11 protein-coding genes and 2 tRNA genes are annotated in these 13,101 nt (G+C 56.8%); 9 read left to right on the forward strand and 4 right to left on the reverse strand.

What is annotated here, in order from left to right; genetic code table 11:
* The first annotated feature begins 28 nt into the window (after positions 1-28).
* The 3 genes from WD429_RS08175 to der are packed head-to-tail and all read left to right on the forward strand — an operon-like array spanning position 29 to position 3,337.
* Positions 29-685 (forward strand): YfgM family protein, encoded by a 657-nt coding sequence (locus WD429_RS08175; protein WP_368421685.1) that lies wholly within the window; start codon positions 29-31, stop codon positions 683-685.
* Complete coding sequence (gene bamB, locus WD429_RS08180; protein WP_368421686.1) at positions 685-1,857, forward strand: outer membrane protein assembly factor BamB; 1,173 nt, start codon at positions 685-687, stop codon at positions 1,855-1,857. Before WD429_RS08175 ends, bamB begins: the two co-directional genes overlap by 1 nt.
* 58 nt (positions 1,858-1,915) lie before the next feature.
* The gene (gene der / locus WD429_RS08185) at positions 1,916-3,337 is read left to right on the forward strand and encodes a ribosome biogenesis GTPase Der (protein WP_368421687.1); all 1,422 of its coding nucleotides are present in this window, start codon (positions 1,916-1,918) and stop codon (positions 3,335-3,337) included.
* 46 nt (positions 3,338-3,383) lie between these two features.
* On the opposite strand, the gene WD429_RS08190 is transcribed toward der, so the two are convergent.
* The 4 genes from WD429_RS08190 to WD429_RS08205 all read right to left on the reverse strand — a co-directional run bounded on the left by WD429_RS08190 (position 3,384) and on the right by WD429_RS08205 (position 7,637).
* A complete protein-coding gene (locus WD429_RS08190) occupies positions 3,384-5,801 on the reverse strand; it encodes an EAL domain-containing protein (protein WP_368421688.1) in 2,418 nt (805 codons plus the stop codon).
* Positions 5,802-6,007: 206 nt separating this feature from the next.
* Positions 6,008-6,083: transfer RNA gene (locus WD429_RS08195), tRNA-Glu, on the reverse strand.
* A gap of 218 nt (positions 6,084-6,301) precedes the next feature.
* Positions 6,302-7,204 carry a TIGR01777 family oxidoreductase gene (locus WD429_RS08200; protein ID WP_368421689.1) on the reverse strand — a complete coding sequence of 301 codons (903 nt, stop codon included), beginning with the start codon at positions 7,202-7,204 and terminating at the stop codon, positions 6,302-6,304.
* 40 nt (positions 7,205-7,244) lie between these two features.
* On the reverse strand, positions 7,245-7,637 hold the full coding sequence (locus WD429_RS08205) for a sirohydrochlorin chelatase (protein WP_368421690.1): 393 nt from the start codon (positions 7,635-7,637) through the stop codon (positions 7,245-7,247).
* A gap of 84 nt (positions 7,638-7,721) precedes the next feature.
* Between WD429_RS08205 and WD429_RS08210 the strand changes: the two genes are divergently transcribed.
* From WD429_RS08210 to WD429_RS08235, 6 genes are all read left to right on the forward strand, one after another.
* The gene (locus WD429_RS08210) at positions 7,722-8,324 is read left to right on the forward strand and encodes a DUF924 family protein (protein WP_368421691.1); all 603 of its coding nucleotides are present in this window, start codon (positions 7,722-7,724) and stop codon (positions 8,322-8,324) included.
* 339 nt (positions 8,325-8,663) lie between these two features.
* Complete coding sequence (locus WD429_RS08215) at positions 8,664-9,350, forward strand: murein L,D-transpeptidase catalytic domain family protein (protein WP_368421741.1); 687 nt, start codon at positions 8,664-8,666, stop codon at positions 9,348-9,350.
* A 104-nt stretch (positions 9,351-9,454) separates the two neighbouring features.
* A tRNA-Gly gene (locus tag WD429_RS08220) sits at positions 9,455-9,530 on the forward strand.
* 134 nt (positions 9,531-9,664) lie between these two features.
* Positions 9,665-10,459 carry an MOSC domain-containing protein gene (locus tag WD429_RS08225; RefSeq protein WP_368421692.1) on the forward strand — a complete coding sequence of 265 codons (795 nt, stop codon included), beginning with the start codon at positions 9,665-9,667 and terminating at the stop codon, positions 10,457-10,459.
* 6 nt (positions 10,460-10,465) lie between these two features.
* On the forward strand, positions 10,466-12,394 hold the full coding sequence (locus tag WD429_RS08230; protein WP_368421693.1) for an ATP-binding cassette domain-containing protein: 1,929 nt from the start codon (positions 10,466-10,468) through the stop codon (positions 12,392-12,394).
* Entirely contained in the window at positions 12,391-13,062 is a 672-nt protein-coding gene (locus WD429_RS08235; RefSeq protein WP_368421694.1) for a hypothetical protein, read from the forward strand. Before WD429_RS08230 ends, WD429_RS08235 begins: the two co-directional genes overlap by 4 nt.
* Positions 13,063-13,101: the final 39 nt, after the last annotated feature.

Here is a 13,101-nt window from a genome sequence, read left to right on the forward strand (position 1 = left end):
GACAAAAACGTTCATTACAGGAGTCATCATGGCTGAAATGCGCACTGAGGAAGAACAGGTTCAGGCAATCAAGGACTGGTGGAAGAGGAACGGCGGGTCTCTTCTTATTGGTATCGGTGCGGCCCTGGCCATCGTATTCGGCTGGCAAACCTGGCAGAACCATCAGCAACAGCAACGCGCTGAGGCGGCATCTCAGTTTGCCAACCTGTTGAACGCCTACAGCGCCCAGGCCGATGAAGAACGTGGCGAGACCGTTGCGTTCGTTGCCAGCAACCTGCAGGAAGAATTTTCAGACAGTGCCTATGCGATATACGGCATGCTGGTCCTTGCCCGTCAGCAGTTGATGGATGATGGAGACCCCGAGGCGGCCATCGAATCCATGAACTGGGCCCGGGAAAAGGTAGAGGAGGGCAGTGCTCTGTCCTTTGTGATCCGCAATCGCCTGGCGCGTGCCCAGTTCGCGGCCGAACAATACGATGAAGCGCTTGCCACCCTGGACGGCGCAGGCGAGAACGAAGCCTTCACCGCGATTTATTCCGAACTCAGGGGCGACATCCTTCTGGCACAGGGTGACCGTGACGGTGCCCGCGAAGCCTACCTGGCGGCCGCCGAGCAAAGCCGGCAGGGTCGCAGCGGAGTTCTTGAACTTAAACTGTCGGATCTCGGCGTTCAAGGGGGTGCCTGATGCCCTGGTTGTTTAAGCGGTCTTCTGCCTGCCGTGTCTTTTTGGCGGTGCTGTTTGCTGCTGTTGTGGCCGGGTGCAGCACGAAAGAGCCTATTGAGGAACCGGCCCCGGTCCCGGATATTGACTCGTCGGTAGAGCTTGATGAGATCTGGACCATGGGCGTTGGTGATGGCCACGGTGATCAGTTCCTGTATCTGACGCCGCTGAACACCGGGGACGTGCTCTACGCCGCTGCGGCCAACGGCGATGTGTATGCGGTGCAGGCCGAAAACGGCAAGGTAGACTGGTATAAAGATCTGGACGAAGAGGTGTTTGCCGGGCTGGGCGGAGATCGTGACCAGCTTTATCTGGTGACCCGCGATGCCAGGCTCATGGCGCTTTCCAGGATGAACGGTGATGTACTCTGGGAGGCGGCTTTGCCAAACGAGGTGCTTGCAACGCCTCAGTCCAATGGCGAGATCGTTGTGGTTCAGACCACCGACGGCAAACTGTTGTCGTTTGACGCAGCCTCCGGCGAGCAGACCTGGCAGTACGATGGCGTGGTGCCAGTGCTGTCGATGCGCGCAGCCGCGCCCCCTCTGGTGGGCAGCGAGCTGGTACTGGCTGGCTTTTCCAATGGCAAACTGATGGCGCTGTCCGTTGAGAACGGCCAGCCGATCTGGCAGTACGAAGTAGGACAGCCGCAGGGCCGCACAGAGCTCGAACGTTTGGTTGACGTCACCAGTCAGCCGCTGATTCTTGAAAGTGCAGCGCTGGTGGTGGGGTACCAGGGCAAACTGGCGCTGGTTAACCTGCGCAATGGTGAGGAAATCTGGAGCCGAGAGGCATCCAGCCTGAATTCTCCGATGGTCGGCGATGGTAAAATCTTCGTGTCGTCTGCCAATGGTGACATTATGGCCTACCGTGGCAATGACCGCCGTGAACTGTGGACACAGGATAAGCTCTCCTGGCGCCAGACCACCCAGCCGGTGGTGTACGATGATTACCTGTTGGTGGGTGATTTCGAAGGTTACATCCACATGCTCTCCCTGGAAGATGGCTCGCTACAGGGGCAGTTGGAGTTCGATAGCGATGGCCTTCGTGTGCCGGCGCAGCGCATGCGTAACGGCAATCTGCTGGTGTTCGGCAACAGTGGTAAGATGAGCGTATTTGAACTTAAGGAAACGGACTGACCGTTTCCACCGCCGGGCCCACAAGGGTCCGGTTACTCTTTTTTTGTAGCGGAATACTATGACCCCTGTAATCGCCCTTGTCGGCCGGCCTAATGTCGGTAAATCCACCCTGTTCAATCAGATGACGCGCTCTCGCGAAGCGCTGGTTGCCGATTTCCCCGGGCTTACCCGTGACCGCAAATACGGTGAGGGCACCTATGAAGACCAGCGTTTCATCGTCATCGATACCGGTGGTCTGACCGGGGATGAAGAAGGGCTGGATGGCGAAATGGCGCGCCAGTCACTGCAGGCGGTGGAAGAGGCCGATATCGTTCTGTTTCTGGTTGATGGCCGCGCCGGCCTGACGGCAGGCGACGAACAGATTGCCAATCACCTCAGGAAGTCCGGCAAGCAGGCACAGCTGGTGGTCAATAAAACCGACGGCCAGGACCCTGACATTGCCGCTGCAGATTTTTACAGCCTGGGGTTTGATTCAACGTTTCTGATTGCTGCCTCCCATAACCGCGGCATCCGCTCCATGTTGGAAATTCTTTTGCCGTCGGAGGAAGAGCGTGAAGCACAGGATCGCGCCGACCGTTACCCGGGTATTCGAATCGGTGTAGTCGGGCGTCCTAATGTGGGGAAGTCGACTCTGGTGAATCGCATGCTGGGTGAGGACCGCGTCGTGGTCTACGACATGCCTGGCACAACCCGCGACAGCATTTATATTCCTTACGAACGTCAGGGCGAACAGTACACGCTGATCGACACCGCTGGCGTGCGCCGGCGTAAGAACGTGAGCGAAGTGGTGGAGAAATTTTCCATCATCAAGACGCTACAGGCGATTGATGACGCCCACGTAGTCATCCTGGTTATAGACGCCCGCGAAGGTCTGGTGGATCAGGACCTGCATTTGATTGGCTTTGTGCTGGACGCTGGCCGTTCACTGGTGATCGCGGTCAACAAATGGGATGGAATGGACCCGGAAGACCGCGCACGGGTGAAAGAGCAGGTCCAGCGCCGTCTGGATTTCCTGGATTACGCCGACAAACACTACATCTCTGCGTTACACGGCTCCGGTGTTGGTGTCATGTACGGGTCGGTGCAGGCCTGCTACGAGTCCGCCATGGCAAAGTGGCCGACGAACCGCCTCACTGTCATTCTGCAGGACGCGATTGCGCAGCATCAGCCGCCGATGGTGCAAGGTCGGCGTATCAAGCTGCGTTACGCCCACCAGGGCGGATCCAATCCGCCGGTGATTGTGGTGCACGGTAACCAGACCGCAGCATTGCCGGGCTCCTATAAGCGTTACCTGGAAAATATGTTCCGCAAGGTTTTGAAGGTGACGGGGTCGCCTATCCGGTTCGAGTTCCGTTCCAGTGAAAACCCGTTTGCGGGTAAGGTCGACCGGCTTACTCCCCGCCAGAGGGTGAAGAAAGACAACGACCTGAAAGCGGGCCGCCGTGTGAAGAAAACCCGGATGAAAAGTAAGAAACGCTGACGCTCCTACCGTATCGTCCATGGACCTTAGCCGCATCTTTGTTCAGTCAGGCTTGTACGCGATGATTGGTTCGTAACCAGGTTTCGAACTCGGCCTCCGGCAGAGGGCGGCTATAGAAATAACCTTGCGAATAGTCGCACCCATGCTGTTGCAGGAAATGGGTCTGGGCTTCCTCCTCCACCCCTTCCGCGATTACGCTCAGGCCCAGGCTGTGGGCCATATTAATAATCGCTTTGACCAGTGATGCGTCTTCCTGCTCTTTCATGACATCCTGTACGAAGGATTTATCAATCTTCAGAGTGTCAAAGGGGTAGCTCTTGAGATAGCTGAGAGCGGAGTAGCCGGTGCCAAAATCATCGACCGCGAGGCGGATGCCGTTGGCATCCAGCTGTTTCAGGATTTCCGCCGTCTCGATGGTATTGTCGAGAATCAACCGTTCGGTGATCTCCAGCTCCAGCTGTTCGGGCGCAAGGCCGCTGTTCTCAAGGGCACTCATGACGCAGGCGGTGAAGTGCGGATCCCGGAACTGGCGCGGTGATACGTTGACGGACACCCCGATGTCGGTTCCGGTGATGACCCGCCACTGAACAGCCCATTTGCAGGCCTCATACAACACCCACTCGCCGATGGGAATGATCAGGCCGGTTTCCTCCGCCAGCGGTATAAAACGGTCAGGCATTACCATGCCCATACTGGGATTGTTCCAGCGGATAAGCGCCTCGGCACAGTAAAGCGCACCGGAGTCGGTGCGCACAATGGGCTGGAAATAGAGCTCGAATTCGTTCAGCTCGAGCGCCCGGCGCATTTTGGACTCCATTTGCAGGCGCTCGTGAGACACCTCCGTCATTTCCGGGGCGAAGTGGGCAAAAGAGCTCTTGCCCTTGTGTTTGGCCTGATACATCGCAGCGTCGGCATGCTGGAGCAGGGTGCCGCTGTTGTCGGAGTCGGTTGGGAAGATGGCGATGCCGATGCTGGTGGTGACGAAGACTTCCTGATCGTTCAACCGGTAAGCCGGCTGGAAGGTCGTAAGAATACGGTCGGCAACCTGAGAGGTGGCTTCCAGTCCGGCCAGCCCCGGCAGGATCACCAAAAACTCATCACCCCCCAGGCGGGCCACCGTGCTGGTGCCGCGCAGGCAGCTGGAAATGCGGCGGGCGGCCTCAATCAGCATGTTATCGCCCGCATCGTGACCAAGGGTATCGTTGATGTGCTTGAAGTTATCGAGGTCCAGGAACATGACCCCGACCAGGGAATTTTCCCGTCGAGCCTGGGCCAGAGCCAGCTTCAGACGATCAAGGGCCAGCATGCGGTTAGGAAGACCCGTGAGGATGTCGTAGTTTGCCTGTCTGAGCAGCTGTTGCTCGTACCGTTTACGGATACTGATATCCTCGCCCAGGATCAGATATCCGGTTGCCTCACCATCGGAGTTTTTGATGGGTGTGACGATCAGCTGTTCCCAGAAACGTTCGCCGTTGCGCCTGGAGCTGTTGACTTCCCCTTGCCAGACGCCAACCCGCTGAACCTGCAAACGGATGGACTGCCACAGGTGACGTGTTTCGCGGTGCTCCATGGCGTTGTCAGACAGTGCTCCGGGGTGTTTGCCAAGGATGGTGTTGGCATCGTAGCCGGTCAGTTGAGTGAATTTTTGATTGGCAAACTCAATGCACCATTGCCGGTCGCAGATCAGAACCGAGGAAGGGCTTTGTTCGATCGCTTTGGAAAACTTCCGTATTTCTGCGGCATCCCGCTCTTGCCGCGCTACGTCTTCGTTGAGCCGTTCGCGCATATGGTTAATGGCGTCGGTCACCTGGGCGAGTTCATCGCCTTGATTCAGCGGGGTATCTGGTCGGTCCAGCCGTAAGGGGTTGGTGGCATTGGTCAGGGAAAACTTCCTGGCATAATTGGCCATGGTGGACAGGTGTCGGGTGACAAAATGCTGGAATATCCAGATGATGAGTATCGACACCAGAAAGGTCTTGAAAAACTGGGTGACAAGAATGAAGCCTACTTTTTGCTTCATTTCGCTATACACTCGCTCAAGATCCGCAGTGACGGTCAGTTCCCCGAGCCTGAACTTTTCATCGCCCTGGTGTATGAGCTCGAAACTGTGGGACGTGGTTGTGGAATGTCTGGGAATGTCGCCCATGACCAGTTCGGAGTCGGGTTCAATCCTGAGTCGCAGGTGAGCGATGTCCGGTAAGCTGAGTATTCCCTCCATCTGGGTCTGCAGGAGTGTCTGATCAAGCGCCCATAAACTCCGTGAAAGGCTGGGCGAGTACCCGGTCTCAACCACTAACATGCGGTTGTCTATCTGCAGCAGGTCCTGGCGGTAGTCAGTGTATAGCTGGATGGCGGATGCGATCAGCGTAAATAGGGAACTGAATAGAAGTATCCAGGCAAGTAACCTGAATGACAGGGGAGAGCCTGTTCGGAAACGTTGAAGACGCGTCGACAGTTTCAGCATGTCGTACTTCGGCCACCCTCACCAGGAAACGTGAAACGGAACGTTAAATACCCTGAGGACTATAGCAGCAGTTTCTTTCAAGTGCCTTGCAAATACAGGAAAAACAGGAAGAAATGTGGGGGCGTTCCGGTTTGATTGTGCTGAGGGTAGTGACTGGGCAGGTTGGAGCGGGTTTGACGATGGACAAGTATGACGTCGGAAAAAATTGGCGTCCCCTAGGGGGTTCGAACCCCTGTTGCCGCCGTGAAAGGGCGGAGTCCTAGGCCACTAGACGAAGGGGACGCAACGTTTTAACTGACTTGCCTCGTCGAGGTGGCGCGTATATTAAGTAACGATGATTTCCCTGTCAAACAGTTTTCATGAAAAAAACTACGATGAGGGATTATTCAGACATTGCTTCAATTCAGTCGCAAGGCCATTGAAGACAGCGAGTGCGCAGTCGTAATCGTAGAGCTGGTAAATTGCGCCGGATATCGCTAATGCTGAGGCCTAAGACTTTTTCACCGGACGCAGTTCTCCAGAGCGTTGGGGAGCTCCGGTTGGGAAAACCGGAAGCCCTGTTGCAGCAGTTTTTCAGGAATTGCCTGCTGGCCGGTCAGCAGCAACCGCGACATTTCGCCAAGCGCCAGCTTCAGAACAGGTTCCGGTGCCGGAAACAGGGCAGGGCGATGCACCGCGCTGGCAAGGCAGCGGGTAAACTCACGATTAGTCACCGGGTTGGGGCTGACAACGTTGTAAGCACCGGACGCGTCTTCAGTCGCCAGCATGAATATCAGCGCAGCGACCACGTCGTCACGGTGGACCCAGGGCATATATTGTCTTCCGGTACCAAGACGACCACCCAGCCCGAGACGGAAGGGCAAGACCATGCGCTGAAGGAAGCCTCCACCGGGGCCGGCAACCACGCCCGTTCTCGACAGGCAGACCCGGACGCCAACGCCCTCGAGTTTAAGCGCTTCTGCTTCCCAATCCCGACACAGGCGGTGTGTGAATTCGTCGTGCGGAGCGGTAGCCTCGGTGACGAGGGCTTGCCCCTGGTCACCGTAAAAGCCCACGGCAGAGCCCGACACCAGAACATCTGGCGGGGACGCCCAGGTTTTGGCGACGGCGACCAGGTCGCGAGTGAGGGCAATCCGGCTATCTCTGAGTGTCTGTTTACGTTGGTCTGACCAGCGTTTATCAGCGATGCCTTCACCCGCCAGATTGATGATGGCGTCAAACCCCGGGTGGTCCTTGAGTAGCGACAGGTTGGCAACCGCCTCCACGCGCCCACAGCGCGCCCTAACGTCGACTTCGTTCTGGCGGCTCAGCACCGTCAGGCTGTGGCCCAGGGCAATAAGCCGTGGGCAGAGAACCTGCCCGATAAACCCGGTACCGCCGGTGACAAGAATGCGCTTGCTCATTGGATAGCTCCATGATCCTGATTCGGTACTAAGACAGCGCTCAGTCTGCCAGTTCCTGCTCCACCACTTTGCGAATGGCTTCACCAAGCTGGGGATTTTCGCCAATGGGTGGTGTCAGCGTAATGTGAACGCCGTGGGCTTCTTCCAGTGCCTTGATCATTGCCGGCACGTCTTTTCGCAGGTGACGACCGGCCGCGAGGAACAGCGGTACCACCTTGAAAGCGCGGCTGCCTTCCCAGACGCCCTCCTCAATCATGGCTTCAAGCGATGGATCCGCCAGTTCCATGTAGGCGATGCGCGCGCCTGGCACCGAGGCGACCGTTGGCGCTGCCAGGCGCTCGAACGTCTCGCACCATCGCGCGTCGCTGCTGCCGTGAGCAAGAAGAATGATACGATGGGGTTCGGGCATGGGCTCTCCTGTAAGCGGTGCCATCAGTGCTCCTTTTAGAGTGTAACAGTAAAGGCGTTAAGCCTGACGTGGCAACTTCCTATTTTTCAGAGATCAGGGTACCGCGATATGTTCGATTGGAAAGACATTCTGGATTTCTGGTTCGGCGAACTGGATGACGAGGGTTTGCCGGACCAGTTTCATCGCAATCGCTGGTTTCGTTCGGACCGGCGATTTGACCAGGAAATCCGTCATCGTTTTTTGTCATTGGTGTTGTTCGCGTCCGAGAGCGGCCTGACCCATTGGCGACAACAACCAGGTGGTGCACTCGCTGAAATCCTGTTGCTGGATCAGTTCTCCCGAAATATCTACCGCGGCAGCGCGCTGGCGTTTGAACAGGATCGGACTGCCAGACAGCTCACGCGGCGGGCCATGGAGAAAGGGCAGGATATGCTGCTGCCGCCAGTGCAAAGAGCGTTTCTTTATATGCCGCTGGAACATTCTGAGCGGCGAGAGGACCAGCGCCTTTCACTGGAGTGCTATGAACAGTTGGCGGCCGCTACTGGGGGATTGCTGGGAGACTTCATGCAGAGTTTTCTTAAGGCTGCCCACGATCACCATGCCATCGTTGAGGAATTTGGGCGATTTCCCCACCGGAATGGTGTGTTGAAGCGCCCCTCAACGCCGGCGGAAGCCACCTATCTTGAACACGGTCGCCGCTTTGGTCAGTAATCGCCGCCAGGCTTTTCTGAATAACGAGTAGACGAAAAAGTGGTGCTGGGCCTGGACTATGACCAGTTGCTGAACCGTCGAACCGCGGACCAGGCCGCTCTGGAGGCATCTGTTCAGCGAATGGTCTGTCTGGTTATGGGGGTTTAAGAGCAGATTATGTGGCGAATTGTATGATTATTGTACGCCATGACGGTCGTCGCAAACTTCCCTGATAATATGGCGGACACTTGAGTTCAGGCTGGGGTCTCTGCCCGCGGCCATAGGTTTAGCTTTACCAACAGGGTTTGCCGAATGCTTAAATGTGAACAATCAGGCCGTGGTGTCATCTCCGCGCTTGCCATGGCGGTGGCACTGGGCTTGCCCGGGGGGCATACGGTTGCGTCGCCGTTCGACCAGTCAATGCTGGCTCGTTTGGCGAGTGAGGCACCAACGCTTAGCGTCGAAGTACTGAAAAATGCGCTCTCGGCGTCTGCCTGTGCGGTCACCAATGGCGTGGACATGCCGGAACGTCTAGCCGTGATCGATTTTTCCTTGCCCTCCAGTGAAGAGCGCCTGTGGATTTTCGATCTGGCCAACGGCCAACTGGTGCTCAAGGATCTGGTGGCCCATGGGCGCAACTCCGGGAATCTGGAGTCCACGGTTTTTTCCAACGTTGAAGGCAGTTACCAGTCCAGCATCGGATTGTTCAAAGCCAGTGAATCCTATCGCGGTAAGCATGGGTATTCGCTGCGACTTGATGGCCTTGAACCTGGTATTAACGACCTTGCCCGCCAGCGAGCCATCGTGATCCATGGTGCGGACTACGTGAACGACAGCTGGGTTCGGGACTACGGCCGTATTGGTCGGAGCCATGGGTGCCCGGCGGTGGACCAGCAGGTTATCAGGCAGGTGGTGGATAACCTGAAGGGTGGTCAACTGGTTTTCAAGTATTACCCTGACCAGCGGTGGTTGCAGTCCTCGGATTACCTCAATTGCAATTCCGGGCGCCTGGCCAGAGCGGACGAACGTGTGTCGGACAGAAGCTGACCGATCCTGAAACAGGCTGCCTAAAACCGAAAAAAAGTGGTTGACGGCTGCCTTTGAATCCGTAGAATACGCCTCCGTTGTCGGCATCAAGCCACCAACGAAATGCGGGAATAGCTCAGTTGGTAGAGCGCAACCTTGCCAAGGTTGAGGTCGCGAGTTCGAATCTCGTTTCCCGCTCCAGATTCCGAAAACCCGGCCCTTAAAACGGCCGGGTTTTCTCGTTTCGGGTCCGCGCAAATTCCGCTCTTGCCATGACAACTCGGGTATACTCTCTGGCCCGTACTTCTCATTTTTGCAACGTCGGGAGAGCCATAGTGCGTGTCCAATCCCTGTTTCTCTATCCGGTAAAATCCCTTGCAGGGATTTCAGTGTCCTCCTTTATGTTCGATGATTTCGGGCCGCAGGGCGACCGGCGGTGGATGATCATTGATGCCGACCGCCAATTCGTTACCCAGCGCAATAGGCCCGAACTGGCCAGAGTGACCACGGCGATCAGGAACCACTGTGTTACGGTATCCATCCCCGGTGAGGGAGAATTCAGTTTGCGGCCCACCACCATTCGCGATCGGGTGCGGGTATGGCAGGATTGGACCATCGCGGCCTATGGCGCTGTCGACGCCTCAAGTGCGCTCAGCCGGTTTTGCGGCGCGGATGTACAGTTTGTTTATATGCCGGACGACAGTTTTCGCCGGGTGGCTGCCGATCGCGTCACGGATGTCCGGCGAGTCAGCTTTGCCGATGGGTTTCCATTGCTGGTGACAAACCAGGCCTCGCTGGATGAGCTAAACCGACGTCTGGACAATCCCGTCGAGATGCGGCGCTTTCGCCCCAATATCGTCGTGGCCGGAGCAGACCCCTGGGAAGAAGACCACTGGCGCAGCCTGCAGGTGGGCGATCAACAGCTCAGTCTTGTCAAACCCTGTTCCCGGTGTGTCATGACAACCGTCGATCCTGCCACCGGAATGAAAGCGGCTGACCTGCAACCCCTGAGAACGCTGGGGCAGTATCGGCGTACTGATGACGGTGTCATCTTCGGCAAGAATGCCATTCATCAATCACCGGGTGTGATCAGCGTCGGCGATCCGGTTATCAACAGAACTTTGGAGTAATGAAACGTGCCATTATTAACGCTGGATGCCATCTCACTGGCTTTTGGTATGCAGCCTTTGCTGGACAAGGCCTCGCTCAATGTTGAAGCAGGCGAGCGAGTGTGCCTTCTGGGGCGAAACGGAGAGGGAAAATCCACACTGCTGAAAATCGTCAGTGGTGAGGTGGTGCCTGATGGGGGTGTTGTCCGCCTCGATGACGGCGCGGTGCTGGCGGTACTTCCGCAGAACCTTCCTGCAGACGATACCCGCACCGCCTATGAAGCCGTTGCCAGTGCCTTTCCGGAAACCGGGGAAGTGCTGGCGCGTTTTCATGCTCTGTCTCAGCAAGCGGATGAGGCGAGCCTGGATGAGCTGATGAAAGTTCAGGAGCGTCTTGAGGCGCTGGATGGCTGGCGTCTTGATCAGAAAGTGAACGCTATTCTGGCGCAGTACGTGATTGACCCGGAACAAAGGCTGAACACGCTGTCAGGCGGATGGCAGCGCCGGGTACTGCTGGCAAAAGCGCTGGTGTCGGAGCCGGATATTCTGTTGCTCGATGAGCCGACCAACCATCTGGATGTGCCGGCGATTGCCTGGCTGGAAGAGGCGCTTGGGCAATTCCGGGGGGCGATGCTGTTTGTCAGCCACGACCGGGCCTTCATTCGCAAAATGGCGACGCGGGTGGTCGAGCTGGACCGTGGCAGCCTGATAAGTTTTTCAGCAACTTACGACAAATACCTTGAGCTGAAGGAAAAAGCACTCGAGGAAGAAGAGCGTCAAAACGCGCTTTTCGACAAGCGCCTCAAACAGGAAGAAACCTGGATTCGTCAGGGTATCAAGGCGCGTCGGACGCGCAATATGGGGCGTGTTCGGGCGTTGAAGGCCATGCGCGAGGAACACCGGCAGCGTCGAGTGAGGGGCGGCACAGCCAGCTTCGCGGTGGAGGACGCTGCACGCTCGGGCAAATTGGTAGTGGAAACCCGGGAGGCAGAGTTCTCCTACCCGGATGGCTTTGACGTCGTCAATAACCTGAACCTGACCGTATTGCGTGGCGACAAGATCGGCCTGGTGGGGGAAAACGGCACCGGCAAAACAACCCTGGTGCGACTCCTGTTGGGGGATTTGCAGCCTACCGGTGGCACTATCCGGCTCGGCACCAATCTCGAGGTGGCGTATTTTGACCAACTTCGGGGAGAACTGGATCTGGAGCGCAATGCCCTGGATAACCTGTCAGAAGGCCGGGAATTTATCGAGATCAATGGTCAGAGTAAGCACGTGCTGGGCTATTTGCAGGAATTCCTGTTCAGTCCCCAGCGCGCTCGCTCTCCGGTCAGCGTGTTCTCCGGTGGTGAGCGTGCGCGTTTGCTGTTGGCCAAGCTGTTCAGCAAACCCGCTAATATTCTGGTGCTGGATGAGCCCACCAACGACCTTGACGTTGAAACTCTGGAACTGCTTGAAGCGCAACTTGTAGAGTTCAAGGGAACCGTCATTGTTATCAGCCACGACCGCGAATTTCTCGACAATGTCGTCACCGATACGATGTTCCTGGATGGTAGCGGTGCGGTCAGAGAGTACGTCGGGGGTTACAGCGATTGGCGTCGCCAGGGTGGGGCATTTCCGTCGGAAAACAAGAAAGTGCGCCAGGGCAAGCCGCCAGTGTCAGGAAAGCCGGCGGAAACCGGAAAGAAAAATACCCAGGCTGTGGCGGAACCCCCAAAATCGAAACCGGTGAAGCTTAGTTACAAGCTTAAGCTTGAGCTTAAGGAATTACCCGGCAGAATTGGGGGGCTGGAAAACGAGATTGAAGCGTTAAAGTCGACAATATCCGATCCGGAGTTTTATTCAGGCCCACCGAACGAAGTCTCGGCTACTCTGGCGGCACTGACGGAAAAGGAATCTCGTCTGGAGCAGGTTATAGAGCGGTGGATGGAGCTGGAAGAACAGGCCAATCAATGAACGTTAATTACAATTTCAAGTTTCAGGATGGGCGACAGGTGGAGTTCAGGGTCAATGAGCAGCCTGTCGAGGCGGTCTCACCGTTGCCGGCATGGACACGCCTTGAGCACTGTCAATGTGCCAATTGTCCGCTAAAGCCGGCCGATTCTCCCCATTGCCCTGCCGCTATTGGGATTCTACCTGTGGTCAATGAGTTCCAGGCTGAAGACGCGTATCAGAAGGTCGAGGTTTCGGTGACCGATGAGCGCCGGAGCTATTCGAAATCCACGGCACTGGAAGAAGCACTACGATCCCTGCTGGGGTTGAAAATGGCCACCAGTGGCTGCCCGGTTCTGGGGGAGTTAAAGCCGATGGCGGTGCACCACCTGCCGTTCGCCAGCACCGATGAATTTATCATGCGCAGTGTGTCCCACTACCTGTTGCAGCAGTATTTTGCCAAGCGCAACCATCGGGAGCCAGACTGGGATCTGAACGGCCTGGTTGAGCGCAATCAGCGCTTACAGCTGGTGAATCAGGCGTTGTGGCAGAGAATTCATTCCGTTTGTGAAGGCGACAGCAACCTGAAGGCGCTGCTGAATTTCTTCTCAATGGCATCCAGTGTGAGCTTTTCGCTGGAGAGCCAGTTGCGGAAACTCGAAAGCAAGATGGAGGGCGGCACCGAGCCTTAGCCGTCCAGGCGCGCGGCCAGCCCCAGGGCTGGCTCGACG

The sequence above is a fragment of the Marinobacter sp. genome, assembly GCF_040904845.1.
Taxonomy (GTDB): domain Bacteria; phylum Pseudomonadota; class Gammaproteobacteria; order Pseudomonadales; family Oleiphilaceae; genus Marinobacter.

Bases quoted from the DNA above. Each gene is read 5' to 3' on its own strand.
- WD429_RS08175 (WP_368421685.1), top strand. From the start codon at position 29: ATGGCTGAAATGCGCACTGAGGAAGAACAGGTTCAGGCAATCAAGGAC.
- bamB (WP_368421686.1), top strand. From the start codon at position 685: ATGCCCTGGTTGTTTAAGCGGTCTTCTGCCTGCCGTGTCTTTTTGGCG.
- der (WP_368421687.1), top strand. From the start codon at position 1,916: ATGACCCCTGTAATCGCCCTTGTCGGCCGGCCTAATGTCGGTAAATCC.
- WD429_RS08190 (WP_368421688.1), bottom strand. From the start codon at position 5,801: ATGCTGAAACTGTCGACGCGTCTTCAACGTTTCCGAACAGGCTCTCCC.
- WD429_RS08200 (WP_368421689.1), bottom strand. From the start codon at position 7,204: ATGAGCAAGCGCATTCTTGTCACCGGCGGTACCGGGTTTATCGGGCAG.
- WD429_RS08205 (WP_368421690.1), bottom strand. From the start codon at position 7,637: ATGGCACCGCTTACAGGAGAGCCCATGCCCGAACCCCATCGTATCATT.
- WD429_RS08210 (WP_368421691.1), top strand. From the start codon at position 7,722: ATGTTCGATTGGAAAGACATTCTGGATTTCTGGTTCGGCGAACTGGAT.
- WD429_RS08215 (WP_368421741.1), top strand. From the start codon at position 8,664: ATGGCGGTGGCACTGGGCTTGCCCGGGGGGCATACGGTTGCGTCGCCG.
- WD429_RS08235 (WP_368421694.1), top strand. From the start codon at position 12,391: ATGAACGTTAATTACAATTTCAAGTTTCAGGATGGGCGACAGGTGGAG.